Source organism: Dialister sp. (assembly GCF_036343215.1).
Taxonomy (GTDB): domain Bacteria; phylum Bacillota; class Negativicutes; order Veillonellales; family Dialisteraceae; genus Dialister.
In genome coordinates this window covers 1-23,827 of sequence record NZ_JAZASU010000019.1, presented here as the reverse complement: position 1 = coordinate 23,827, position 23,827 = coordinate 1, and the positions used below count along the sequence as shown (strand labels likewise).

Below are 23,827 nucleotides of genomic sequence, written 5' to 3'. Positions count from 1 at the left end.
GTTTAGATCTTCCTTTCTATGTCAAAAACTAATGCTTAACATGATTTTAGCATTTCTCTTTTGGCGTCGTTCTCGAATTTCCATCTATTTAATTTGGGGTAGTCAGTTTTTGAATTTATTTAATCTTGGGTAAATTATAGCACTCCTTCCCGAAGTCCGAAATCCGAAGTCCGAAGTCCGTCATTCCCGATCCAATAGTTTTTGAAAAGGAGATGGATAAGTTATATTTCCTGTATTTCATTCTTCTCCGGCGAGCCATCGGGCGATGTCCATGATGTGTATTCCTTCGTAATCATAGGCGGGATGCCCGGTATGGGCGAGGATCCATTTGGGGTAGGCATCGCGGATGGAGAGGAGGGGGGCTATTTCCCGTTTCATGGTTTCCGGGGAGGTGATGTCGCCACTGACCTGGATGTAGATTTTCTTCTGATCGTCCATGGCAACGAAGTCTATCTCTTTCTGATAGAGTTTTCCTACGTAGACGCGATATCCCCGGCGGAGGAGTTCGAGGGCTGCCATGTTTTCATAGAGTCTGCCGTAGTCCATGTTTCGTTTCCCCAGGCGGGCAAAGCGGAAGCCTGCATCGACCATGTAGTATTTCTCGATGGTATTCAGGTATTTCTTTCCTTTGATGTCGTATCGCTGCATGCGATAGAAAAGGAAGGATCGACAGAGGTATTCTATGTAGTTAGAAACGGTGACGTGGTTTGTTTTGGTCTGGCTGCTGGTGAGGGTGTCTGCGATTTTGTTGGGGGAGATGAGATTTCCTGTGTTGTCCAGAAGGTAGTCCGCTGTCTTGAGGAGGACGGAGTCATCCCGGAGTCCATATTTCTTCCGGAGGTCTCTCGTGATGATGGTATCGAAGATGCCTGTGATATAGCCGTTCCGGTCTTGTTCTTTTTCGTAGATGTAGGAGCCTGCCATGCCTCCCTGAAGGGTGTATTTCTCAAAGCTTTCGTCCAGGTCCTGATCTTTGTGGTATGCGCGGTATTCGGCAAAGCTGAAGGGCAATACATGGATTTCAAGGTATCGGCCTGTAAAGAGGGTGGCGAGGTCGCTGGAGAGCATGAAGGCATTGGAGCCGGTGATGTAAATATCGCAGGTGCCTTTGGCATGGAGGCTGTTGATGGCTTTTTCGAAGTTTCTGCACAGCTGGACTTCATCGACAAAGACGTAGTTGTGGACTCCCGGTTTTGTTCTGGAAATAAAGTACCGGTAGAGGGCATGGTATTCCTGCAGTTCTTCGTTTTCCAGGTCCATGAGGTCTATGTACATGATGTTTCCTTCGGGGTCCGCTTCCTGAAGGTAGGAAATATAGGATTTCAGGAGTTCCGATTTGCCGCAGCGTCTCACTCCCGTGATGACTTTGATATCCGGTTTGCCCCGGAGCGCTTTCAGCCTCTCCAGATAGAGGGGTCTTTCTATACGGGTCATGGCATCTTCACTTTCGAAAGTTGAAAAAATTTAAAGTTTTGAAAGTGAAGGGCATCCCCTGCCCTTTCAGGCCCTTCGGGCCAGCTTCACTGGGGGGAAGCCAACTCGTGAATCTTTTTTCTCATTTTCGTCTTGTATGAGCGTACAGCCCCCCACCGCTGCGCGGAGCCCCCCGGGATGAGTTTACCTTTCAGCTCACTTTCGACTTGTACGAGAGTACAGCCCCTCCGTCGCCTGCGGCGACACCTCCCCGAACTTCGGGGAGGCTGTTCGGGGGGCCTGACCGTTTCGACATTTACGGGTATTTCAGCATCGCCTGTGCAAAATCCCCATATATACTCCGCGGCCGTCAGGCCGCCTCCTTCCCGATAGCCCCGATCATCCCCGACATTCCCGATCATCCCCGATTCAAAGGTTTTTGAATCAGAGAGTTTCCCCCAACACAAAACCCCGCCCGAATGGGCGGGGTTTTCTATTTCCAAAGGAATGATTATTTCCCTTCTTTATGGGCGATAGCTGCTTTGACGAGTCCGTAGAAGAGGGGATGCGGCCGGTTCGGGCGGCTCTTGAATTCTGGGTGTGCCTGGGTGGCTACGAAGAAGGGGTGGTCTTTGAGTTCGATGGTTTCTACGAGGCGTCCGTCAGGGGAGGTGCCGCTGATGGTGAGGCCTGCTTTTTCGAGCTGGGGACGGAGATCGTTGGATACTTCGTATCTATGGCGATGGCGTTCGTATACGATTTCCTGGTTTCCATAGAGTTCTCTTGTCTTTGTGCCTTCTGCCAGTTTGCAGGGATAGAGGCCAAGGCGCATGGTGCCGCCTTTTTCTGTGACGTCTTCCTGGTCTGGCATGAGGTCGATAACGGGGTATGGGGTCTTTTCGTCGAATTCGGAGGAGTTGGCTCCTTCAAGGCCGCAGGCGTTTCTTGCGTATTCGATGACGGCACACTGCATGCCAAGGCAGAGTCCGAGGAATGGGATGCCATGGGTTCTGCAGTAGCCGGCGGTATCGATTTTTCCTTCGACTCCGCGGTATCCAAAGCCTCCGGGGATGACTACGCCGTCAATATTCTTGAAGACTTCATCGAGGTCCGGTTTTTCTTCTTCCAGTTTTTCGGAGTTGATCCAGTGGATTTTGACTTTTTTGCCGAAGGCGTAGCCTGCATGGGACAGGGCTTCGCATACGGAGAGGTAGGCGTCATGGAGTTGGACGTATTTCCCTACGAGACCGATATTGACTTCGTCTTTTGCATTGAGGATGCGATGGACCATTTCTTTCCAGTCTTCCATGTCGCAGGGTTTGTCTTCGAGTCCCAGTTTATTGAGTACGATGCGGTCCAGTCTTTCCTGCTGGAGAAGGAGGGGTACTTCGTAAATGGAGGCAGCGGTGAGGTTATTGATGACTGCTTCTTTTTCTACGTCGCAGAAGAGGGCGATTTTCCGTTTCATGTCATCCGGCAGGGCTTTGACGGTGCGGCATACGATGATATCCGGCTGGATACCAATGGAGCGGAGTTCTTTGACGGAGTGCTGGGTGGGTTTGGATTTCAGTTCGTCTGCTGCTTCGATGTAGGGTACGAGGGTGACGTGGATATAAATGACGTCATTTCTGTTCGGTAGGTCTTTTTTGACCTGACGGATGGCTTCGAGGAAGGGCAGGGATTCGATATCCCCTACGGTACCGCCGATTTCGGTGATGACGATATCTGCATTGTCATTCCGGCCGACCCGGAGGACTCTTTCTTTGATTTCGTTGGTAATATGGGGAATGACCTGGATGGTGGAGCCCAGGTATTCGCCTTTTCTTTCTTTATTGATGACGGACTGGTAGATTTTGCCGGTGGTCACGTTCGATGCTTTGGAGAGGTTTTCATCGATGAATCGTTCATAATGGCCGAGGTCCAGGTCTGTTTCTGCTCCATCATCGGTAACGAATACTTCGCCGTGCTGGTATGGGCTCATGGTTCCGGGGTCGATATTGATGTAGGGATCAAATTTCTGGATGGTGACTTTGTAGCCTCTGTTTTTGAGGAGTCTGCCCAGGGATGCGGCAGTGATGCCTTTGCCCAGGGAAGAAACGACGCCGCCTGTTACGAAGATGTATTTAGTCATGGGACCTCCTTTGGATAGGGTGGAAATAAGGAAATAGTATTTCTTACATATGATCAGGTGCCGAGATGCCGAGGATATTCAGGGCATGGACCAGGATGTACTGAACGGCTGTGATGAGGCCCAGTCTGGCCTGGGTGACTTCCGGTTCCACATTGAGGATCCGGCAGGCTCTATAGAAGTGATGGAAGAGGGCTGCCAGTTCATAGGCGTATTTAGCGATGCGCTGGGGTGCTCTTTCTGCAGCGGCTCCTGCAATGAGCTGATGGTAGTTTTCCATCTTTTTAATGAGGTCCAGTTCGCATTCTTCGGTGAGCCTGGTGAAGTCCACGCCTTTGAAGGCAGGATCCCAGGTCACTTTGGCTTCTTCTGCCTGACGGAAGAGGGAATGAATGCGGGCATTCGCATACTGGATGTAGTAAACCGGGTTGTCGGCGGACTGTTTCTTTGCCAGGTCGATATCGAAATCCATCTGGGAGTCCAGGGTCCTTGCGCAGAAGAAATAACGGGCTGCATCGGTGCCGACTTCGTCCATCAGTTCCCGGAGGGTGACTGCCTGGCCGGTCCGTTTGCTCATCTTCACGGGCTGTCCGTCCCGAAGGAGAGTAACCATCTGGAGGAGCATGATTTCAAAGTCATCGGGGTTGTAACCCAGGAATTTCATGGCCGTTTTCAGACGGATGATGTATCCATGGTGGTCTGCGCCCCAGATATCGATGAGTTTATTGTAGCCTCTGCGAATCTTATTTCCTACATAGGCGATGTCGGAGCAGAAATAGGTGGGTACGCCATTGGTACGGATGACTACGCGGTCTTTGTCATCCCCGTTTTTCGTGGTACGGAGCCAGAGGGCACCGTCTTTTTCATACATATTGTCTTCATCTTTGAGGATTTTGAGGGCTGCATCCACCTGGTCCGGATAGAGGGACCGTTCGGAGAACCAGTTGTCAAAATCCACATTGAATTCGTGCAGGTCTTTTTTCAGGTCTGCCAGTTTTTCCTTAAGGCCTATGTCTTTGAAGGCGGTGATCCGGTCTTTTTCGTCCATATCCAGGTATTTCTTACCGTCTTTTTCCAGGATATGGCGGGCGGTATCAATGATATCGGCTCCGTGGTAGCCATCTTCCGGAACTTCTGCATCCATTCCACAAAGCTGGAGGTAACGGGCATTGATGGATTCGGCCAGATGATCGATCTGGCTGCCTGCATCGTTCACATAATATTCGGAAAGTACATCATAGCCTGCGGCGCGGAGCAGATTGATCATGGCAGAGCCGTAGGCTGCGCCTCTTGCATGGCCGATATGAAGGAGGCCTGTGGGGTTGGCGGAAACGTATTCCACGAGGATTTTATCTTCCTGCGTCTTTGGCAGGTCCCCATAGGAGGGGCCGGCAGCGAGGATATGTTTCAGTTCTGTGTAGACCGTATCTTTGGCAAGGAAGAAATTGATAAAGCCGGCACCGGCGATTTCCGTCTTTGCTACGAGCGGGGTATCCAGATGCTTCACGATAGCCTGGGCAATGAGGCGGGGCGCACGATGTGCGGTCCTTGCCCACTGCATGGCTGCATTGGTGGAGTAATCGCCGAATTCTTTTTCCTTCGGCACTTCCAGACGCTGGACAGGAGCATAGCTGCCTTCCGGAAGTTCTCCGGCTTCGATTGCTGCATCTTTGGCTTTTTCAATGATTTCCTTTAATTCTTCTCTAACTTCCATGAAATTCCGGATCCTCCCGAACATTGACAATAATCTGATTCAAATGGGTAAAGAGGCCTTTCAGCTCCACGTCGTAGGAAAGGCGCATTTCTCCCTCTCCCTTTTCGATGGAATTCACGAGTTCCCGGGTCGTCACCAGGACTTCCAGGTCCCCCATGGGCGTGCGGAATGCGGAGCGCGATTTCTCGCCTACCCGATAAAACTGATTCTGGGTGAAAGAGCCTTCCCGGATCAGGTCGACCCGGTCCTCATACATTCGGAGTGTGGTGGTGGTCCCTTCCATGCCGGCCAGCTTCGTTTCTTTGTAGGTGACGTACTTCATGTCCCCTTCTTCGCCGTAAAGACCGGGGGTTTCCAGGGAAATTTTTTCGTCTTTCCCGTCCTCATCCCGCTGCAGCGAAGTGACGCTGATAATGACATGTTTCTCCAAAATTCCACCCCATTCCCGTCTATAAAATATCTATATTATTATACCATAGAAAGGGCCCTTTTCAGAGAACTTTCTTTTAAAACAACAGACGATATTATAACACTTATATACAGCATAGGCAATGAAACAATCCGGCTGACACTTGAAATCTGCCTGCCGATTCTGACTTGAGCGGATTGTGGCACTTTAGCTCGGAACCGGCCGGGTCTTGCGGGATTTTGCCTGCCGCTTCTGACTTGAAGGTTTTGCGGCACTTTCACCAGGAATCAGTCGGGTCTTGCGAGGATAGCCTTCCGCTGTTGGCTTGAATGAATTGGGGCATTTTTGCCCGGGAACCGGTCGGGTCTTGCGGGGATTCGCCTGCCGGTTTGGACTTGAATGGATTGTGGCATTTTGCCGCGGACCGGCCGGGTCTTGCGAGGGTTGCCTGCCGATTTCGACTTGATGCTTTTGCGGCTTTCCGATTCCGGGTATTTTTGTAAGAGGAAATTGGTCTGCCTGTACCGGTTTCATGGTGCGGGGTGTATTTCCTCATATAAAAGAGGGCGTCTGCCTTCACGGTTCGCTGAGAAATGATAACTATGAACTTCAAAATAAAAGCCTCCCGGCCCCTATGGACCGAGAGGTTGATTTCAATTATTTCTTTCCGATTCTTCTTGCTTTATAGGCTTTCAGCTTGGCATCGCGGATTTCCAGATGGGAGAAGTATTTCTTTGTTTCTTCCACGATGATTCCGGAGAGTCCGAGGAGGGCGATGAGGTTCGGGATGGCCATGAGGCCATTTACAATATCTGCCAGGGCCCAAATGGCTTCGAGTTTGATGAAGACTGCAGAGGCCAGGATGATGATGTAACCGATGCGGTACAGTTTAATGGTTTTCGTACCGAAGAGATATGCCCAGCACCGTTCGCCATAATAGTTCCAGCCGATGATGGTGGTGAAAGCAAAAAGGGTCAGGGAAATGGTAAGGATGTATGGCGCCATCCGGCCATAGCTGGTGGCAAAGGCGGACTGGGTCATGGCTGCGCCGTTTTCCGGTCCCATCCATACGCCGGATACGATAATGGTGAGTCCGGTCAGGGTGCAGATAATAATGGTATCGATGAAAGTACCGGTCATGGAAATGAGTCCCTGTTCGGCGGGCCATTTTGTTTTGGCTGCTGCGGCAACAATTGGCGCAGAACCAAGGCCGGATTCATTGGAGTAAAGTCCTCTGGCGATACCGCTCCGGAGAGTCAGCATGATGGTGGCTCCTGCAAATCCGCCCACGGCCGCAGTCCCATTAAAGGCTCCTTCAATGACTTCTCCTATGGCTCTCGGGAGTTCTCCTGCATTCATTCCAAGGAAAATGACGGTGAGGACAAAGTAAATTACTGCCATGGCCGGAACGATTTTGGAAGCCGTATTGGAAATAGACTGGAGCCCTCCGAAAGTGATGATGGCTACCAGAATAGTAATGATGGCGCAGGTAATATAGGTGGAAACGCCAAATCCTGCATAGACGGAGGAAATAATGGCATTCATCTGGGTCGTAGTCCCGCTTCCCAGCATAGCTGTCATGACGCCGAAAAGGGAGAAAGCCACAGCCAGAGGTTTCCATTTTTTCCAAGGCCCATTTCGATGTAGTACATAGGACCGCCGGAAATATTTCCATTGGCATCGACGTCACGGAATTTGACGGCAAGGCACCCTTCCGCATATTTCGTAGCCATGCCGAAAAAGGCAGCGAGCCACATCCAGAAAAGGGCTCCGGGGCCCCCGAGTTTGATGGCCGTCGCCACGCCTACAATATTTCCTGTACCAACAGTCGCCGCAAGGGCCGTACAAAGGGCTTTGAAGGAATCGATATCCCCTTCCCCCTTGTTCCGGGCAAAGAAAATGAGTTTCAGCGCCCGGGGAAGTTTCATGACCTGCAGGAAGCCCAGACGGATGGAGAGATAAACGCCGGTCCCCACCAGCAGCACCAGGAGCCAGGGACCCCAGACAATGCTGTCGATCTGATTCAATACATCTGTTAACATGTGAATTCCTCCCGTTTTCGAAGATTTTCCTTCCCCCCGGAAGAAAATCCTTCCCATCTTTCAATAAAAACCGCCGGCCCTGAAGAAATAAAAACAGAGCCGGCGGTGATCCACCAGCTCTGTCCTTTTGCCTGAGAGATTTCGACTTTCGTCTTGTCACCTTCGGCGCCCGATTTCGGGGCTCTCCAGAGATCTGTCGGCATACAGTTTCGTGTTCATGGAACGCCTGATAGTGTTACTCCTTCGGCAGACTTTCGTCTTTTTCCGTATGCGTCATCCAGCGTGATTCAATTGATATGGCTATTATACACAAATCAATTGAAATATACAATAGTATTTTTTACTTGTTCTAAAATCGTATGCCTGATTTATTATTTCCTGTAGAAAGGCGGCCTTATTCCTTATCCTTTTCAGTCGCATTGATAGCTACAGCTACGGCAGCATCACCGGTGATATTAAGGCAGGTACGGAACATATCGAGGACTCTGTCGATTCCGGCAACCAGGGCCAGACCTTCCATCGGAAGTCCGACGGACTGGAGAACCATGGCCAGCATAATGAGGCCGCCTCCCGGGACGCCTGCCGTACCGATGGAGGCAAGAGTACCGGTCAGGATGATCATCATCATCTGATCCATGGTGAGCGGGATGCCATAGACGTTGGCAATGAAGAGAGAGCAGATACCCATGTAAAGGGCCGTGCCGTCCATATTGATGGTAGCCCCCAAAGGAAGTACGAAAGATGCGATATCCCGGCGTACGCCCAGCTTGGTCTGCACATTTTTCATATTGACCGGCAGGGTACCTGCGGAAGAGCAGGTAGTGAAAGCGATGGCCATGGCTTCCGACATGCCCCGGAAGAAAGTCAGGGGGCTCATACGAGCAGCAATTCCGGCAATGGATGAATAAATGCAGACGGCATGAATGACGCTCCCCACAGCCATACAGATGATGACGGAAATGAGGGGCAGAAGGACTTTCGGTCCATTCTGGACGACCACGGGCATGAGGAGGCAGAAAACACCGAGGGGGGCAATCTTCATGATCATTCCGATGATGCGATAGCAGACTTCTGCGGAAGCGTCAAAGAAACCGATGAGGATATCCGCTTTCTTGCCGCCCAGGGAAATGATGCCGGCCCCAACGAAGAGAGCAAAGATGATAATCGGCAGGATGTCCGCCTTGGCCATGGAAGCAATCGGATTCGACGGGATCATATTGAGGAAAACCTGCATGATCGTAGGTGCTTCTTTCACTTTAGGAGCAGCTGCCGTCGGAAGAGCCATCCCGATTCCGGGCTGAACGATTCCTGCCACCACAAATCCGATGGCAATGGCGATAGCCGTAGTAACGAGATAAACAGCCAGAGTCTTCACCCCGATGCGGCCCAGTTTTTTCATATCCCCCATGGAAGTCATGCCGACCACCAGGGAACAGAAAACGACCGGGACGATCATCATTTTGATGAGACTGATAAACATGGAGCCAATCGGGGCAATCCAGGTCTTCACAGGTCCCACGGACCCATCTCCCAATAGAAGCCCTACGATGACGGAGAGCACCAGGGACAGGAATATTTGTACAGAAAGATTCATACCATCTCCCCCTTTCTAATTTTGCCTTTATTATAGTGAAATGTATGCAGATTGACCAATAGAATTATGAAATGATTCATGCTTTCATATATAACTATGAATTAAATAATTTATAATTCATATGGGTTATAGTCTGTAAATTATAATTTATGGAATATATAGTTTTTACGAACTGTTGGCAGACAGCATACAAAGCGGGGCCGCAGAAACCGGCATGGCATAAAAAGGGAAGGGGCGTGTATAAAAAGACCCGCCATCCAAAGATGCGGGTCTCTTTGACTGATCACTTGATCATTTCTGTCAATTCAAAAGATGGTGCAGTGATTATACTCCCATCCCACGGAAATCATGACGAAGGGGCATCGTTTTTATTTCTTCAGTCTCTGTTCCCTCTCAAAAGTGAACGCTTCCTCCCGGATCACCGGAGCCAGCATGAGGAGGGAAATGAGATTGGGGATGGCCATGAGGGCATTGGCGATATCCGAAAGGTTCCACACGAAATCAAGGGACATGGTGGCACCGGCAAAGACAATGATGGAAAAAACAGACCGATATATAATGTTATATTTATAAGTTCCCAGAAGATATTCCCAGGCCTTTTCCCCATTGTATTCCCAGCCCAGGATGGTGGAGTAGGCAAAAAGGATGATGCCGATGGTGACGATGGATTGTCCCATGTGTCCCAGATGGGAAGAAAAAGCCGCCATGGTGAGGGAAACCCCGGTCAGCGGATTTCCGTCAGGACCTGCCATGCCCAGGACACCGGAAGAGGCAATGACAAGACCTGTAATGGAGCAGACTACGAGGGTATCGATGAAAGTACCGGTCATGGAAATATAACCCTGCCGCGCCGGTTCATCCGTAGCTGAAGCAGCCGCAGAAATAGCCGTAGAACCGAGCCCCGCTTCATTGGAAAAACAACCCCGGGAAATCCCGTAGCGCATGGCATTCATGACAGATACGGTCATAGTCCCCACCACTCCGCCGGAAACAGCAGAGGGATCAAAAGCCATCATGAAAATGAGGTAGAGTCCGTGAGGAATATTTCTATAGTTCAGGCAAAGACAGAGCAGTCCCGCGAAAATGTAAAAAATAGCCATGGCAGGAACGATGACGGAAGATACCCTGGAAATAGAAGTAATTCCTCCCACCACGATAATAATAGTCAGAATCATAAGGACTACCCCTGCTTCCGTGGGGTTTGCCCCAAAAGAGGATTCCAGAGCGGTGGTAATGGAATTGGCCTGGGCCATATTTCCAAGACCGAAGGAGGCGATGACCGTGAAAAAGGCAAAAAGGGTACCCATCACGAGACCCAGGGTATGATTTCTGATGCCGTTTTTCATGGTAAACATGGGTCCGCCCTTGATTTCCCCTTTCCCGTTCACTTCGCGGTACTTGAAAGCAAGGAGACATTCAGAGTAACGGGTGGAGAGACCAAAAAGGGCGGAAATCCACATCCATACCAGGGCTCCCGGACCGCCGGCAAACATGGCTGTCGCCACCCCCACAATATTTCCCGTACCAATCGTTCCCGCCAGAGCCGTCATAAGGGCGGCAAAAGGAGAAACATCGCCGGCCCCTTTCTTTTTCACAAAGGAGGGCTTCGAAAAAGCCTGCTTCAAAGCCGATGGCAGGTGCCGCCAGGGAAGGAAACGGAGAGTAAAAGTCAGATAAATCCCGGTCCCCACCAGAAGGCAGAGCATCAAAGGTCCCCAGATGACCCGGTCAATGGCATCCAGTCCGTTCAAAGCCGCCAGCTCCATGTCCTCACCTCCCCCTGAATCACATCGCGCTCATATCCCTTTTATTATACACGGTCTGGAAATATAAGAACAAGAAAAAAGGATACAGGCCCCCCTCAGCCGCTGATGTCAGCAAAAACCAACCCTGCAAGACCGCCTCCATCCGCAGGCTAAATCCCCCATCACGAAAACCCTCCCGGCCGAACTGCCTCTAACGCCCAAGTCCCTATCCGAAGGCAATTCCCCCATCACGACAACGCTCCCGGCCGATTTGCCTCTAACGCTCCAAGTCCCTATCCAAAGGCAAATTCCCCATCACGACAATGGTTCGAAGCCGAACTGCCTCAAACGCCCCAAGTCCCTATCCGCAGGCAATTTCCCCCATTCCGCCAATGGTTCAAAGCCTATTTGCCTCAAACGCTCCAAGTCCCTATCCGAAGGCAAATCCCGCATATTGCATACTTCCCCCTTACAGAGGCTTTACAAGTCTGATACAATATGAGTGTGTTCAATCAGTCCGGGACTGCCCGGCAGAGGAGCCATTATGGAAGAGGAAGAAATCAGGCGGATGGCGGAGCAGATGATCCGTGAAAATCCGAAGAAAAGGATCATCAGTTTTAAACTGGGTGATGAAAAATACTGGATTAAGAGAAAGCTTTCAAACGGAAGAAACCAGCTGGTGAAATATTCCGTGGAGAAGGAATTTTATTATGAAATAGCCCGCATGACCATCGCGGGGCAGGCCCATCCGGAACTGATTGCCCCCATCGAAGTGTTGACTTCGGACTACATGGTCACAAAAGACGGCGGCCCTACCCTGAAAAAGTGGCTGGATTCCAGGGAAACGGAGTGGGAAAAAGAGAATCTTCTCGAAGAGACAGGACAGGCCCTGGCCTCCCTTCATGCCTCCGGCATCGTCCATGGCCGCCCGGCCCTTCGGGATATCACCTGGAAAGACGGAAAACTGACCTTTCTGGACTGGGAGAACCGGCTTTACTCACAAGATAAAGAAGAACAGAAAGCCATCGATTTCCTCCTTCTCATGCAGGGAGTCTACCGGGAAAACTATGACGAAGAAAAAGACCGTATCCGTGCCCTCATGAGAGGATACAAGGAAAATGGCGGGGAAGAAACGATCGAAGAAGCCCGCCGTTTCCTCAAAAAACACAGCCTCATCGGCTGGCTTACCCAAAAACTCTCCCCCTTCCGTATGAAAGATATCGATTCAGTGAGGAAACTGTATGACCTCCTGGGATAAGGCTGATTCTTATCCCGAAGTGATTGAAAATCCGGGCCGGTTCCGCAGGGAACCGGCTCTTTTCAATGGGAAAGGGGACAGTAAAAATACCGGAGCCCCCGGTTTCCGGTCGGATTGCTTCAAATCCCTGCAATCCCGCAGGTCCCGGCCCGTCTCCGGCAGAAATATTTCCATTCATTAAGCCCAGAGCGGAAGGCCGATCCCTGAGCAAGTCAGCCGTTCAGTCGTACTGCCGCTCACGCTTCATTCTTATCCCCGGGCCGGATTCTGCCACGCGGGAATGTCACCCGGCAGAAAAACTGCTGCACTGTCAGGTCTTTATCCTCAGACAAAATTCCCCATGACGATCACGGTTCGCTCCGGAGCGCATCAAAAGCTCCGGGCCTCTGTCGTCAGGCGATATTACGGCCGCGATATAGGTCCGGATCAGGAAGCCGCAGCGTCTCAAACCAATATTGGCAGGCCAATTCCCGGTCCATGACAGGAAATCAATTTATTTTCCCCCTTGCCCGAAATCCCGTCGCAATTTATACTTAAATTGATAGTATATCGGCAAAATCTGCTGTTTTGGGGAGGATACCATGCTTCTGTGGCAGGAAGAAAGGGAAAAGTTCTACGACTGGTGGAGGGAGAATACCGCAAGGGAAATCGCCTTCTACTTTTTGAGTGCTTTCATCCTCATGGTCTTCATTCTGCTCTATTATCGCTACCTGGGCATACGGGGGCATGACAACTGGTCCCGGTTCGGACGGAATGCCGTAGAATGCCTGATCCTCATCTTCCTCACGGAACTGACCACGGGGAAGAGTCTCCTGCATCCTTTCTGGCGCATCGGATATCTGCCTTTCTTTGGCTGGACCCTCATATTTCCATACGTCCTGATTCATGCGCGGAATGGCATTTCCGCAGCCCGGCTGAATCACCTTTCCCCTTATTTCCTGACCTCCGTAGCCTCACTGCTTTTCATCTTCTTTGTCATGAATGTCATCAGCAAAGTGGTGGTAGGGCGGAAACTGGCCGCCTTCATCTGTCTCATCCCCATCGCGTTTTTCTCTTTTAATGCCTTCATCTTCCTTACCCATTACACCTACATGGGCATCATGATGAGCCCCAGGGAAATGTTCTTTGCCATCTATGATCCCATCCGCTGGTTCAACAGGATTGTGCTGCCCCATATCGGAGGCTTCCGTCTGACCCTGATGGGAATGGGCATAGTGGCCTACCTCGTTTTTTATTACCACTGGATTTATGAAAGCGCTTACAGCCTGAATGACCACTGGGTAAGGAAATCAAAGACTTACTCCCTCATCCACCGGATTCTGCAGTTTCTCGTTTTTATCGGCTGTGCCTGGCTTCTGATCCGCTGGGTCAGTGAATGTTTCCCCCTCCATGATTATGAGATTATCAGCCGGTATGAGAGTTATATCGATTTCATAAACAGTACGAGATTCTGAAAGAAATGATCCGTTACAGGTAAAACCGTCTCTCAAAAAAGAGGCGGTTTTTTATATGTCAATTCATATGATTTTTATGTTTCACCTGCAGGATAGTCTGTTTTTCCTGCAGGTGGGCTCTTTAATACACATTTTTATTTCCAGATATATAATATATGAAATATGGATATTTAACATTTAATAGATTTAGAAATATAATTAGATTTCAGCTGCTGTGGCTGTAAGGCGTCGGGAAGGATTCCTCATGCGTACCTTGAAAGGTTTTCTGCTCAGCCAGACGGTATCAGGAATTTTTCACATCCCCGTCCGCGGTGCCTTCAGATTTTTTGCGCCGCACTTCTCTGATCCCTGACCCCTTTTTGTTTGACATCGTTTTCATGTCCCCTGTGCCCGGCTCCCTTGATTTTATTTATAGAAAGGACTTTCAGCTTTGACTAAAATCAATACGAATTCTTTAACGCTTCGCGAGAAAATGAAGCTTATCCTGGATACAGGGCAGCTGATGATGGAAAACGGTTCCTCCACGAAAAGAGTGGTCCGGGATATGCTTCGTACTGCGGCATACCTGGGCATCTACTGGCAGGATGTGCTTATCCATACCACCTATTCCACCATCATGATCAATGTGACCGATGGAGAACATGACTATACCATGTTCCGGAAATGTTTCCGCCATGGAGTGAATATGGAAACAGTCCTGAAAACGAGCCGTATGAGCTGGTCTGCCCTGGCCAACCGGATTCCTCCTGAAACCTTTTCAGGCAGCCTGGATTACCTGGTCCGTCACAGTGATGAAAGGCTTTACCCGGAATGGATCGTAATCATTGCCATCGGTCTGGCGTCGGCCGCTTTCTGCACTATTTTCGGCGGCAATTTCTATGATGGTTTTTATACCACACTGGCAGCCATGACGGGAGCTATTATAAAGTGGGGATGCACAAAGCTGGAAATGAATGGCTATATCGTCATTGCCGCTTCTGCCTTTGCTTCCACTCTGGCAGCATTTTTCTCCACATTCCTTCCGGGACACCATTCCACATTTCTTCCCATGGCCGCCTGCGCATTGACCCTGGTGCCGGGCGTCCCTCTGATTAATGCAGTCGATGATTTCCTGAATAATTACCTGATTTACGGCATGTGCCGAATCACCCATACCCTTCTCATCCTTCTGGCTATGACTATGGGAATTGCAGGAGCTGTCGCTATTACCGATGTCCCCAGTTTCACGGAAGTCCCAGTATCTCCGGAAAGTCTCTATATAGCCCAGGCCCTGGCCGCAGCACTTGGTTCCGCCTGTTTCTCCATTCTTTTCAATGTACCGAAACGGTATATTTTTCTCGCCTGCCTGGGCGCCGTCATCACGGTAGATGCCAGGAATCTCCTCATGGTGGAATACCATATGTCCATGGCAGGAGCTTCCTTCTTCGGTGCAGCTCTTCTTTCCCTTGTGTATTTCAGCATGTCCAGGTACCTTCATGCACCCATTTTCATCCTGAATATTCCCGCCATTATTCCCCTCATCCCGGGAGTCCTTTTATACCGCTTTCTTTTCGGTCTCATTAATATCCACAATATGGATCTCCTTTCTCTCCTCATGGCTATCCAGAGCGGAGTAGAAGCGATGTTGACTTTAATCGGCATTTCCGTAGGAGCCCTCCTTCCCGATGTCATCGGTCATCAGTACATAGACAGGAAACGGCGAAAATCCCTCCAGAAAGTCCTCGGAGGGAGAGGAATCGATGCCTCTCTCAAAGACGCCGCCAATCTGGACCGCGGGACCTGGCGGAATTGAATAATTGGCCGGAAACTATATGCAGAGTCTCATTCCACTTTTGGGAATTAACCTCATGACGACATGCCGCATTCAACTCAATTCTGATACTTTCGTGTCTCATGATTCGCGATTTGATCCCATTACGATCCCATTCACTTGAAACCAGTCCGGAAAATCACAATAGTATTCAAATCCTGTAAGGGCATTAATTTTATTTTAAATAGCTTATATACTAAAAAAGCGGTTTACTTAAATTCATTTGACTCAAATCAATTTAAGTAAACCGGCTTTTGTTTTGGAAATCCCACATAAAAATGACCTCCAGCCGCAGCAGCCTCCCGACCCCCGCATCCCGAACCCCGAAATCTCGCTAAAGGCAGAAACGGTCCATATCCATAACAGGGCTAAGTCCCGAATACCGATATAGTCTCAAACCGTAGTCCCTGACAGTGAAAGCACATAAAAATATCCCCTATCCTGCCGGAATTCAGAGGAGCAGGATAGGGGTTGTGGCTCACTACCGAAGTAGTGAGGGGGGACAACGATATGGAGGGGTTGGAGACTTCATCCCGGGCTTCCGGACATTGGTCCATCCGATTGACTGGAGGTATTAGCGGAAGGTGATCCGTCGAAATCTCTAACCCTGCGTTTTCCACGCGTTCAGTCAGTCACACCCGGACACATCCAACCGATGCGTCCCGATATAGAGTTTTAAGCATCTGCTTTGAATCAAGCTTTGGCATTTGCTTTGCTTTCTTTAGCTGCCAGTGCTTTTTCAGCTTTTTCTTTTTCAAGAACAACCTGGAATCTTTCCACTTCTTCCTTGATCACAGGAGCAAGGATGAGCAGGGAGATCAGGTTCGGAATTGCCATCAGAGCGTTTGCAATATCGGAGAGGTTCCAAACCAGGTCGAGGGTCTGGGTAGCGCCGACATAAACAACCAGGGAGAAGGCAACTCTGTAAATCATATTGTACTTATGGGTGCCGAAGAGGTATTCCCATGCTTTTTCACCGTGATATTCCCAGCCGAGGATGGTGGAGAATGCGAAGAGGATGATGCCGATACCTACAAGATACTGACCAACTACGCCAAGTTCAGTGGAGAAAGCTGCCATGGTGAGGGCGATACCTTTCAGAGGCTTGCCGTCAGCACCTACAGTGCCGAGGACGCCGGATGCTGCAATGGTAATACCGGTGATGGAGCAGACAACGATGGTATCCCAGAAAGTACCGGTCATATTGATATAGCCCTGACGAACCGGGTCATCAGTGGTAGCTGCGGCTGCAGTGATTGCGGCAGAACCCAGGCCGGCTTCATTGGAGAAGCAGCCACGGGCAACGCCGTAACGCATAGCATTCATAACGGAAACTGTGATAGTACCAAGTACGCCGCCGCCAATTGCCTGCGGATCAAATGCCATGGTGAAGATCAGGTAGAGGCCGTGCGGTACATTCTGGATATTCATAACGATGCAGATGAGGCCTGCAATGATGTAGAAGACTGCCATGCCCGGAACGACTACAGAAGAAACTTTGGAAATAGTCTTAATACCACCGACGATGATGATAAGAGAAAGAACGGTGAGAACAACGCCGCAGATTTCTTCAGGAGTACCCCAGAGGGTCTTGACTGCACCGACAATGGAGTTTGCCTGGGTCATGTTGCCGATACCGAAGGAAGCGATTACTGCGAAGAGTGCGAAGAGGAAGCCCATGACAGCGCCAAGAGTCTTATTCTTGAAAGCGTTCTTCATAGTGAACATCGGGCCGCCTTTCATTTCGCCCTTTGCGTTCACTTCACGGTATTTAATAGCCAGCATACATTCGGCGAATTTGGAAGTAAGTCCGAAGCATGCGGAAATCCACATCCATACCAGGGCGCCCGGGCCGCCGGAGAACATTGCCGTTGCGACACCAACGATATTGCCGGTACCGATGGTTGCTGCCAGAGCGGTGCACAGTGCGGAGAATGGAGAAACATCGCCGGTACCACGCTTGGTGGTGCGGGCTTCTTTAGAAAGTACGCTTGAGATAGCGTACGGTAAGTTGCGCCATGTTCTGAATTTCAGATAAAATGTGAGGAATGCCCCTGTACCTACGAGGAGTACCAGCATTACCGGCCCCCACACAAAGCTGTCAATCTCGTTGACAACTGCATTGATTGCTGCCATGTCCATAATAAATATCCCCCTTATTTTCCCCGTAATTTCTATCCTACAAAAAAACCGCCGCACTCAGGCTTTCTTTTCTAAGGAAATACTGAGGCTGGCGGTTCATGTATGTATGCATCCATGCATATCGGGTGTTACCCTTTGCCAGCCCTGTCCTTTTGCCTGAGAGATTCGAGATTTCTACGGGTATGAAATCTCTTAACACCTTCGGCGCCCGCCTTTCGCGGGACTCTCCAGAGTTGTGTCCGTACGCAGTTTCGTGTCCATTCTGGACGCCTGATAGTGTTACTCCTTCGGCAGCGGCTTTCGCCGTCATTTTTCAGCGTACATCAACCACATATTCTGTTGCTGCTTTTCCGATGACCTCCGGGAACAGATCTGAATTCCCCCTTCGGACATCTGCCGTGCAGTGACGGCTATATTCACGGGCTGCCGCCCGATCCTATACTATGTTATTATTCTCCCTTTTTAAAAGTAGGGCCTCCGCTCCGGGAGCTATTTTCTGGGGATAACTCCCGGAGCCCGGCAGACCCTGAAGAATCAGTTTAGGAGGGCTTCTTCATCAGGGTGCCCTGCGCCGGATGGGGTGTCATATTAATCCGGAAAGGAGGAAAATGGGAAAAACCCCGCTTCCCGGAAATAATATGTAAGTGTATGCCCTGATTGAAGCCCTCTCTATTTCTTTAATCTGAAATTTCGGACTTTGCTTCCTTTGCCGGATCTGCATCTACGTATTCTTCGTAGTCTTTGCCGGTAGCCAGGTGATCGAAATATTTCTGTGTTTCACGAACCACCACGCCGGAGAGTGCCAGCAAGGCAATCAGGTTAGGTATAGCCATGAGTCCGTTGACGATATCCGCCAGAACCCAGATGGCTTCGAGTTTCAGGAATGCGCCGCTTGCGACGAGGATGATGAAGACGATTCTGTAAGGAAGAATTCCTTTGGTGCCGCAGAGGTAAATCATGCACCTTTCACCGTAGTAGTTCCATCCGAGGATGGTGGTGAAAGCGAAGAGCACCAGACCGATCATCAGCATATAGCCGCCGAATGCGGGGAATGCATCTTTGAAAGCTGCATTGGTAAGAGCTGCGCCGTTCAGGCCGTTCAGCCATTCGCCGGATACGACGATGGTCAGACCTGTCAGCGTACAAATGATGATGGTATCAATGAAGGTACCGGTCATGGAAATCAGACCCTGTTCAGCAGGCCACTTGGTCTTTGCTGCGGCTGCTACGATCGGGGCACTGCCAAGGCCGGATTCATTGGAGAAAACGCCTCTTGCGATACCGCTTCTCATAGCCAGCATTACCGTGGATCCGAGGAAACCGCCGGCAGTAGCTGTGCCTGTGAATGCATTGGAAATAATGGTTTCAACAGCAGCAGGAATCTGATCTGCAAAATAGATAAGTACACCAACTGTAGAAATGAAGTAAATCACAGCCATAGCCGGAACGATTTTCGAAGCGGCAGCTGCAATGGACTGAAGACCTCCGAGAGTGATAGCTGCGACCAGGATGGTGAGGATCGCACAGGTCCAAATGGGATCCAGGCCTGTCGTCATCTTTGTGATATCCACAATGGAATTCACCTGGGCGAAGGTTCCGATACCGAAGTAAGCAACCAGTACGCCGAAGATGGCGAAAAGTGTGCCCAGCCATTTGTACTTCGGACCCATACCGTTTTTGATGTAGAACATCGGACCACCGGCGATTTCGCCTTTGTCGTCCACTTCACGGTACTTGACGGCCAGAAGACCTTCCGCATATTTCGTAGCCATTCCGAAGAATGCGGCCATCCACATCCAGAAGATGGCTCCCGGACCACCCGCTGCGATGGCTGTCGCCACGCCTACGATATTTCCGGTCCCTACGGTTGCAGAAAGGGCTGTGCAGAGAGCCTTGAAAGAATCAATATCACCGCTTCCCGCATTCTGTGCCTTGAAGATCAGTGCCAGAGCCTTCGGCAGTTTGAAAACCTGCAGAAGCTTCAGCCTGAAGGTGAGGAGAATGCCTGTCCCTACGAGAAGGACCAGGAGCGGCGGCCCCCAGATAAAACTATCAACCGAATTCAGCAAATCCATGTAATTCAAATCCATTTTTGTACAACGCCCTCCGAAAAATATAGTCACAAAAAAGCCGGCCCATCATAAAAAATTACTCTGGAAGCCGGCATTGTCTACCTTTAACGGACACATTCAGTGTGACGTTGCTTTCTCTGTCCTTTTGCCTGAGAGATTGGGAAATAAATTCCTTCCTTACACCTTCGGCGCTCTATTTGTAGAGACTCTCCAGAGTGTGTCCATTTGCGGTACCTGTCTTTCGACGCCTGAGAGTGTTGCTCCTTCGGCAAACCAGTGGTTTTCTCCCACAAATTTCATCCACCAATATGAATTTGATGCTTGAATTATAGGTCTTGTTTTTCAGAAATGCAATAGTAAAACGCGATATTTAATCTTTTTCTAATGTTATGGCTTTAGAGACGTAAAGGAAATACAAGATATTGCGTATCATGGAATCGGGAAGGGGTAGAGGCATAGGAGATATTCGTTGTTCGTTCTTCGTTCTTCGTTCTTCGTTGTTCGTGGTCCGTGGTTCGTGGTCCGTGGTCCGGAAGCGGAGTTGGAAATCAGATATTGTGCAGCAGAGAGACGGGAAGGGATAGAGGCATGTGAGATATTCGTTCTTCGTTCTTCGTTCTTCGTTGTTCGTGATCCGCGGTCCGTTTTTCATTGTTCGTTGTTAAGGCAGGGTTCTGTGCAGTCAGTGACTCTACACTTACGACATGCACCTGCATTCCCGACCTCGCTTGAAAATGCATCATCAGACGAGGGACCAGGCGTATTCCCGGCCGCGCGTGTAGTACCGATTGTCTCAAACCATTTTTATTGTGCCTGGGTCTCAATCCCAAATTTCCAATTCCTTCCTGCTGTACGGGCTTTTCAAACCTGCCTGTGCAGAATCCCCATAAATAATTGGCGGCAATCAGGCCGCCACCACCCCGACAGTCCCGAGACTCCCGAAATAATTCCCGAAATTCCCGTTTCAAAAGCATTCCAATTCATTATGGTTTTCAGGTAGAAATTGACAAATGAGGATAAACAGTCTATACCATAAGATAAAGCATATAAAGGAGTTTTACTATGGATACAATTCTTGCAATGGGTCTCCTCATTCCATTTCTGGGGACCAGCCTGGGGGCGGCCACCTGCCTCTTTATGTCCGGCGAACTTCACCGGGAGGTGCAGCGGGCCCTGACGGGTTTTGCGGCAGGAGTCATGGTAGCCGCTTCCATCTGGTCATTACTGATTCCGGCACTGGAGGAATCGGAGCCTTTGGGAAAAATGGCTTTCCTGCCTTCTGCCATCGGTTTTGCCCTGGGCATGGCTTTCCTCCTTTTCCTGGACCATGTGATTCCTCATCTTCACATGGGCGCCCATGATCCGGAAGGTCCGAAAAGTCATTTAGCCCGGACAACGATGCTTGTCCTGGCAGTCACTCTCCATAACATTCCGGAAGGCATGGCAGTCGGAGTCGTTTTAGCCGGTTTTGCTTCCGGTCACGGAGATATTACCCTGGCTTCCGCCATGGCCCTTTCCATCGGCATCGCCATCCAGAATTTCCCGGAAGGAGCCATTATTTCCCTGCCTCTCCGGTCGGCCGGTGAATCCAGAACGAAATCTTTTGTCATGGGTGTTCTCTCAGGTGCTGTAGAACCTGTCGGGGGAGTGATTACCATCCTTTTGACTGCCCTCATCGTACCTCTTATGCCATATCTTTTATCCCTTGCCGCCGGAGCCATGATGTATGTGGTAGTAGAAGAATTGATTCCGGAAATGTCCGAGGAACCTCATTCAAATGTAGGCACTATTGCCTATGCCGTCGGATTTATCATTATGATGACTCTGGATGTGGCATTGGGGTAATCACAGCAGCAAGCAAAAAGCCCGCTCGGAAAGCGGGCTTTTCTGATAGGAAATTAAGAAATTGTCAACCTTTATCCTCCGGCTGACGGACATGGATTCCGGTCATCGGAAATCAGAGAAATGGCAATTTCCTGATTTGAAAGTCCTTTTATCATGACAGCGATTGACCTGCCTGAATCCATGAATGATGACCTCATATCGCACTTCACATATTCACAAAACTGTGAATAACATTCTTGTGAATCGCTGTGATTAAATTTCTTTGTCAATATCGTGTAAATTTCATTCTTCGAACAGGAGTTTTTCACAAGAATTCACAGGGTTGGTCACAATTGGGTGAATAATCGGATGGAATACCATTTTTCAGCAGCTGAATTAAAAAGCTCCCGGTTCGCAATATTCACTTACAATTTATTTCCCACTGAAAAAGCCGGAGAATCAACTTCTCCGGGTAAACATCAATGAATCAACCCCGCCCGCCTGGCTAAAAATCCTCCAGGCTGCGCACAGGGCTGACTTCCCGTTACCGCACGCCGGACAGGAATCCTCCAGGCCACGTTCAGGGCTGAATTCCCGTTCATTTCACAAATTCCCTTATATGGGCATTAATGACCGCAGCCATCAGTTTTTTGGCCCGTACGTCTCCGTGTAATCCATCCAGAGCATAGTCCACGGGCATGGGTTTCGTTTCATCGAAGGCGGAAGCGATATCGATATGGGACCGGGTACGGATCCAGGCATTGACTTTTGCGAGGGCTTCCTGCCAGTTTCCTTCGGTGGGTTCCTGAAAGGTTTTCTCTATACTTGCCGGATTGATAGGAGGCAGGGTGAGAAGGATGGGGACGATGCCATGGTTTCTGCATTTCTGCTCGATGGCGGAAAGGTTTCCAATCACTTCTTCCGCCGGAACCCCTCCGCGAAGGCTGTTTGTGCCTCCCAGGATGAGCAGGTATTTCAGATGGAAGGGAAGGACATCCCGTTCAAACCGTTCCACCATGGTTTCCGAAGTATCCCCGGAATTGGAAAGGTTGATGGTATCGAAATCCAGATAGTACCCGTAACTGTAGGCCAGATCGTTTGGTCCGTAGGAAACCCTTCCTCCGCCATGGGTGATGGAATCACCGAAAAGGCCGATGGTCCAGCCTTCCGTGGAAAGAGACCGTCTCTGGGGCAGGCTCCACTCACCCACGGGATTTCCATTTTCATCTTTTCCCCGGACCCGCCAGTACCAGGTGCCAAACCTTGGCGGTTCATCGTAGAAATCGGTATACGGGAAATCTCCGCCTCCTATATGGTATATGGAACGGGCCGTGCCGTTCACATTTTCCGGATAATCCGAAAGGACTTCGATTTCATAGGAGGAAATACCGGGATTTCCCACATAGGAATAGACCGGATACAGAAGGGTGCCCCCGCGGATATGGCTCACATCGTGCCGGGGAAGGGGCGCATTTCTGGGAATGATTTTCCCCGGCCCCTTCAAAGGTTTCATCGGGCTCACCGGGCCGATGGGATTGCCGTCGAAATCGAGAGGCCGGGCCTGCCAGCTCCAGTCATGGATCTTTTTCACATAAAATTCCGGCAGCAGCACGTCACTCATGTATACGGTCTGATGACGGACGGTACTGTGGAAAAAGTCACTGCTTGAAAGGGTGAGATCGTATTTCACTGCATCCCAGTTGGGGGTCCAGTGGAGATAAAGAAGGTCTGTGGCCCCGGCAGCTTCTGAAGCAAAGAGGGATAGAGCCAGGGGAATGAGTACTTTGGAAATCTTCATGATTGACTCCGTTTGTTTGAGACTTCTGTCAAATACAATGGCCTGAGTCTCTATCGGTATTCGGGAATTAGCCCTGTCCCGGACATGGACCGATAGAGACTTCATCGAGATTTCGGGGTGCGGGGTGCGGGGTGCGGGGTGCGGGGTGCGGGGTGCGGGGTGCGGGAAGGTGTCAGCGCTGATGCGCTGACAAATTTATATGGGGAATGTACACAGGCGAGGTTGAAAGAACGGTGGAGAACCCACCCGGCTTCGCTTCGCTCAGCCACCCTCCCAACTCTTGGTAATGGCACACACTTAAGGATTTACTCCTAAAAACAGACAATTACATAACCCCATTTTAGCGTATCCAGCAGGATACGCTTTTTAATTTATTAATTTTAAATTTTAATGCGCGGAAAGCTTGACACAATGGAAAAAATAT

Annotated in this window: 14 protein-coding genes, 1 pseudogene and 4 riboswitches; of the genes and pseudogenes, 5 read left to right on the top strand and 10 right to left on the bottom strand. The window is 50.0% G+C overall.

The window, feature by feature from the left end:
• Nucleotides 1-237: 237 nt before the first annotated feature.
• The 7 genes and pseudogenes from VZT47_RS05115 to VZT47_RS05085 all read right to left on the bottom strand — a co-directional run bounded on the left by VZT47_RS05115 (nucleotide 238) and on the right by VZT47_RS05085 (nucleotide 11,066).
• Entirely contained in the window at nucleotides 238-1,434 is a 1,197-nt protein-coding gene (locus tag VZT47_RS05115; protein WP_330223897.1) for an ATP-binding protein, read from the bottom strand.
• Nucleotides 1,435-1,924: 490 nt separating this feature from the next.
• Nucleotides 1,925-3,544 carry a CTP synthase gene (locus VZT47_RS05110; protein WP_330223896.1) on the bottom strand — a complete coding sequence of 540 codons (1,620 nt, stop codon included), beginning with the start codon at nucleotides 3,542-3,544 and terminating at the stop codon, nucleotides 1,925-1,927.
• A 43-nt stretch (nucleotides 3,545-3,587) separates the two neighbouring features.
• Nucleotides 3,588-5,255: an arginine--tRNA ligase gene (gene argS / locus VZT47_RS05105; protein ID WP_330223895.1), complete on the bottom strand. Its 1,668-nt coding sequence runs from the start codon at nucleotides 5,253-5,255 to the stop codon at nucleotides 3,588-3,590.
• A complete protein-coding gene (locus tag VZT47_RS05100; RefSeq protein WP_330223894.1) occupies nucleotides 5,245-5,685 on the bottom strand; it encodes a DUF1934 domain-containing protein in 441 nt (146 codons plus the stop codon). Before VZT47_RS05100 ends, argS begins: the two co-directional genes overlap by 11 nt.
• Nucleotides 5,686-6,321: 636 nt before the next feature.
• A pseudogene (locus VZT47_RS05095) lies at nucleotides 6,322-7,706 on the bottom strand (alanine/glycine:cation symporter family protein).
• A gap of 109 nt (nucleotides 7,707-7,815) precedes the next feature.
• Nucleotides 7,816-7,905, bottom strand: a riboswitch (glycine riboswitch).
• Nucleotides 7,906-8,100: 195 nt separating this feature from the next.
• Entirely contained in the window at nucleotides 8,101-9,300 is a 1,200-nt protein-coding gene (locus VZT47_RS05090) for a dicarboxylate/amino acid:cation symporter (protein WP_330223893.1), read from the bottom strand.
• Between the two features lie 368 nt (nucleotides 9,301-9,668).
• Nucleotides 9,669-11,066 carry an alanine/glycine:cation symporter family protein gene (locus tag VZT47_RS05085; protein WP_330223892.1) on the bottom strand — a complete coding sequence of 466 codons (1,398 nt, stop codon included), beginning with the start codon at nucleotides 11,064-11,066 and terminating at the stop codon, nucleotides 9,669-9,671.
• Between the two features lie 523 nt (nucleotides 11,067-11,589).
• On the opposite strand from VZT47_RS05085, the gene VZT47_RS05080 reads away from it, so the two are divergent.
• The 4 genes from VZT47_RS05080 to VZT47_RS05065 all read left to right on the top strand — a co-directional run bounded on the left by VZT47_RS05080 (nucleotide 11,590) and on the right by VZT47_RS05065 (nucleotide 15,549).
• Nucleotides 11,590-12,303: a hypothetical protein gene (locus VZT47_RS05080; protein ID WP_330223891.1), complete on the top strand. Its 714-nt coding sequence runs from the start codon at nucleotides 11,590-11,592 to the stop codon at nucleotides 12,301-12,303.
• Nucleotides 12,287-12,484 (top strand): hypothetical protein, encoded by a 198-nt coding sequence (locus VZT47_RS05075; RefSeq protein ID WP_330223890.1) that lies wholly within the window; start codon nucleotides 12,287-12,289, stop codon nucleotides 12,482-12,484. Before VZT47_RS05080 ends, VZT47_RS05075 begins: the two co-directional genes overlap by 17 nt.
• Before the next feature lie 400 nt (nucleotides 12,485-12,884).
• Nucleotides 12,885-13,757, top strand: coding sequence for a hypothetical protein (locus VZT47_RS05070; protein WP_330223889.1), 873 nt, complete (start codon nucleotides 12,885-12,887; stop codon nucleotides 13,755-13,757).
• Nucleotides 13,758-14,187: 430 nt separating this feature from the next.
• Nucleotides 14,188-15,549 carry a threonine/serine ThrE exporter family protein gene (locus VZT47_RS05065; RefSeq protein WP_330223888.1) on the top strand — a complete coding sequence of 454 codons (1,362 nt, stop codon included), beginning with the start codon at nucleotides 14,188-14,190 and terminating at the stop codon, nucleotides 15,547-15,549.
• Between the two features lie 711 nt (nucleotides 15,550-16,260).
• On the opposite strand, the gene VZT47_RS05060 is transcribed toward VZT47_RS05065, so the two are convergent.
• Both VZT47_RS05060 and VZT47_RS05055 read right to left on the bottom strand, forming a co-directional pair.
• A complete protein-coding gene (locus VZT47_RS05060) occupies nucleotides 16,261-17,709 on the bottom strand; it encodes an alanine/glycine:cation symporter family protein (protein ID WP_330223887.1) in 1,449 nt (482 codons plus the stop codon).
• Between the two features lie 134 nt (nucleotides 17,710-17,843).
• Nucleotides 17,844-17,950: riboswitch (glycine riboswitch) on the bottom strand.
• Between the two features lie 436 nt (nucleotides 17,951-18,386).
• Nucleotides 18,387-19,799 carry an alanine/glycine:cation symporter family protein gene (locus VZT47_RS05055; RefSeq protein WP_330223886.1) on the bottom strand — a complete coding sequence of 471 codons (1,413 nt, stop codon included), beginning with the start codon at nucleotides 19,797-19,799 and terminating at the stop codon, nucleotides 18,387-18,389.
• 109 nt (nucleotides 19,800-19,908) lie between these two features.
• Nucleotides 19,909-20,005: riboswitch (glycine riboswitch) on the bottom strand.
• Nucleotides 20,006-20,081, bottom strand: a riboswitch (glycine riboswitch).
• Between the two features lie 762 nt (nucleotides 20,082-20,843).
• Between VZT47_RS05055 and VZT47_RS05050 the strand changes: the two genes are divergently transcribed.
• Nucleotides 20,844-21,626, top strand: a complete 783-nt coding sequence (locus tag VZT47_RS05050; protein ID WP_330223885.1) for a ZIP family metal transporter — start codon at nucleotides 20,844-20,846, stop codon at nucleotides 21,624-21,626.
• Nucleotides 21,627-22,203: 577 nt separating this feature from the next.
• On the opposite strand, the gene VZT47_RS05045 is transcribed toward VZT47_RS05050, so the two are convergent.
• Complete coding sequence (locus VZT47_RS05045) at nucleotides 22,204-23,403, bottom strand: GDSL-type esterase/lipase family protein (protein WP_330223884.1); 1,200 nt, start codon at nucleotides 23,401-23,403, stop codon at nucleotides 22,204-22,206.
• Between the last annotated feature and the right edge of the window lie 424 nt (nucleotides 23,404-23,827).

Bases quoted from the DNA above. Each gene is read 5' to 3' on its own strand.
- VZT47_RS05085 (WP_330223892.1), bottom strand. From the start codon at position 11,066: ATGGAGCTGGCGGCTTTGAACGGACTGGATGCCATTGACCGGGTCATC.
- VZT47_RS05070 (WP_330223889.1), top strand. From the start codon at position 12,885: ATGCTTCTGTGGCAGGAAGAAAGGGAAAAGTTCTACGACTGGTGGAGG.
- VZT47_RS05090 (WP_330223893.1), bottom strand. From the start codon at position 9,300: ATGAATCTTTCTGTACAAATATTCCTGTCCCTGGTGCTCTCCGTCATC.
- argS (WP_330223895.1), bottom strand. From the start codon at position 5,255: ATGGAAGTTAGAGAAGAATTAAAGGAAATCATTGAAAAAGCCAAAGAT.
- VZT47_RS05050 (WP_330223885.1), top strand. From the start codon at position 20,844: ATGGATACAATTCTTGCAATGGGTCTCCTCATTCCATTTCTGGGGACC.
- VZT47_RS05060 (WP_330223887.1), bottom strand. From the start codon at position 17,709: ATGGACATGGCAGCAATCAATGCAGTTGTCAACGAGATTGACAGCTTT.
- VZT47_RS05075 (WP_330223890.1), top strand. From the start codon at position 12,287: ATGACCTCCTGGGATAAGGCTGATTCTTATCCCGAAGTGATTGAAAAT.
- VZT47_RS05110 (WP_330223896.1), bottom strand. From the start codon at position 3,544: ATGACTAAATACATCTTCGTAACAGGCGGCGTCGTTTCTTCCCTGGGC.
- VZT47_RS05045 (WP_330223884.1), bottom strand. From the start codon at position 23,403: ATGAAGATTTCCAAAGTACTCATTCCCCTGGCTCTATCCCTCTTTGCT.
- VZT47_RS05055 (WP_330223886.1), bottom strand. From the start codon at position 19,799: ATGGATTTGAATTACATGGATTTGCTGAATTCGGTTGATAGTTTTATC.
- VZT47_RS05115 (WP_330223897.1), bottom strand. From the start codon at position 1,434: ATGACCCGTATAGAAAGACCCCTCTATCTGGAGAGGCTGAAAGCGCTC.
- VZT47_RS05080 (WP_330223891.1), top strand. From the start codon at position 11,590: ATGGAAGAGGAAGAAATCAGGCGGATGGCGGAGCAGATGATCCGTGAA.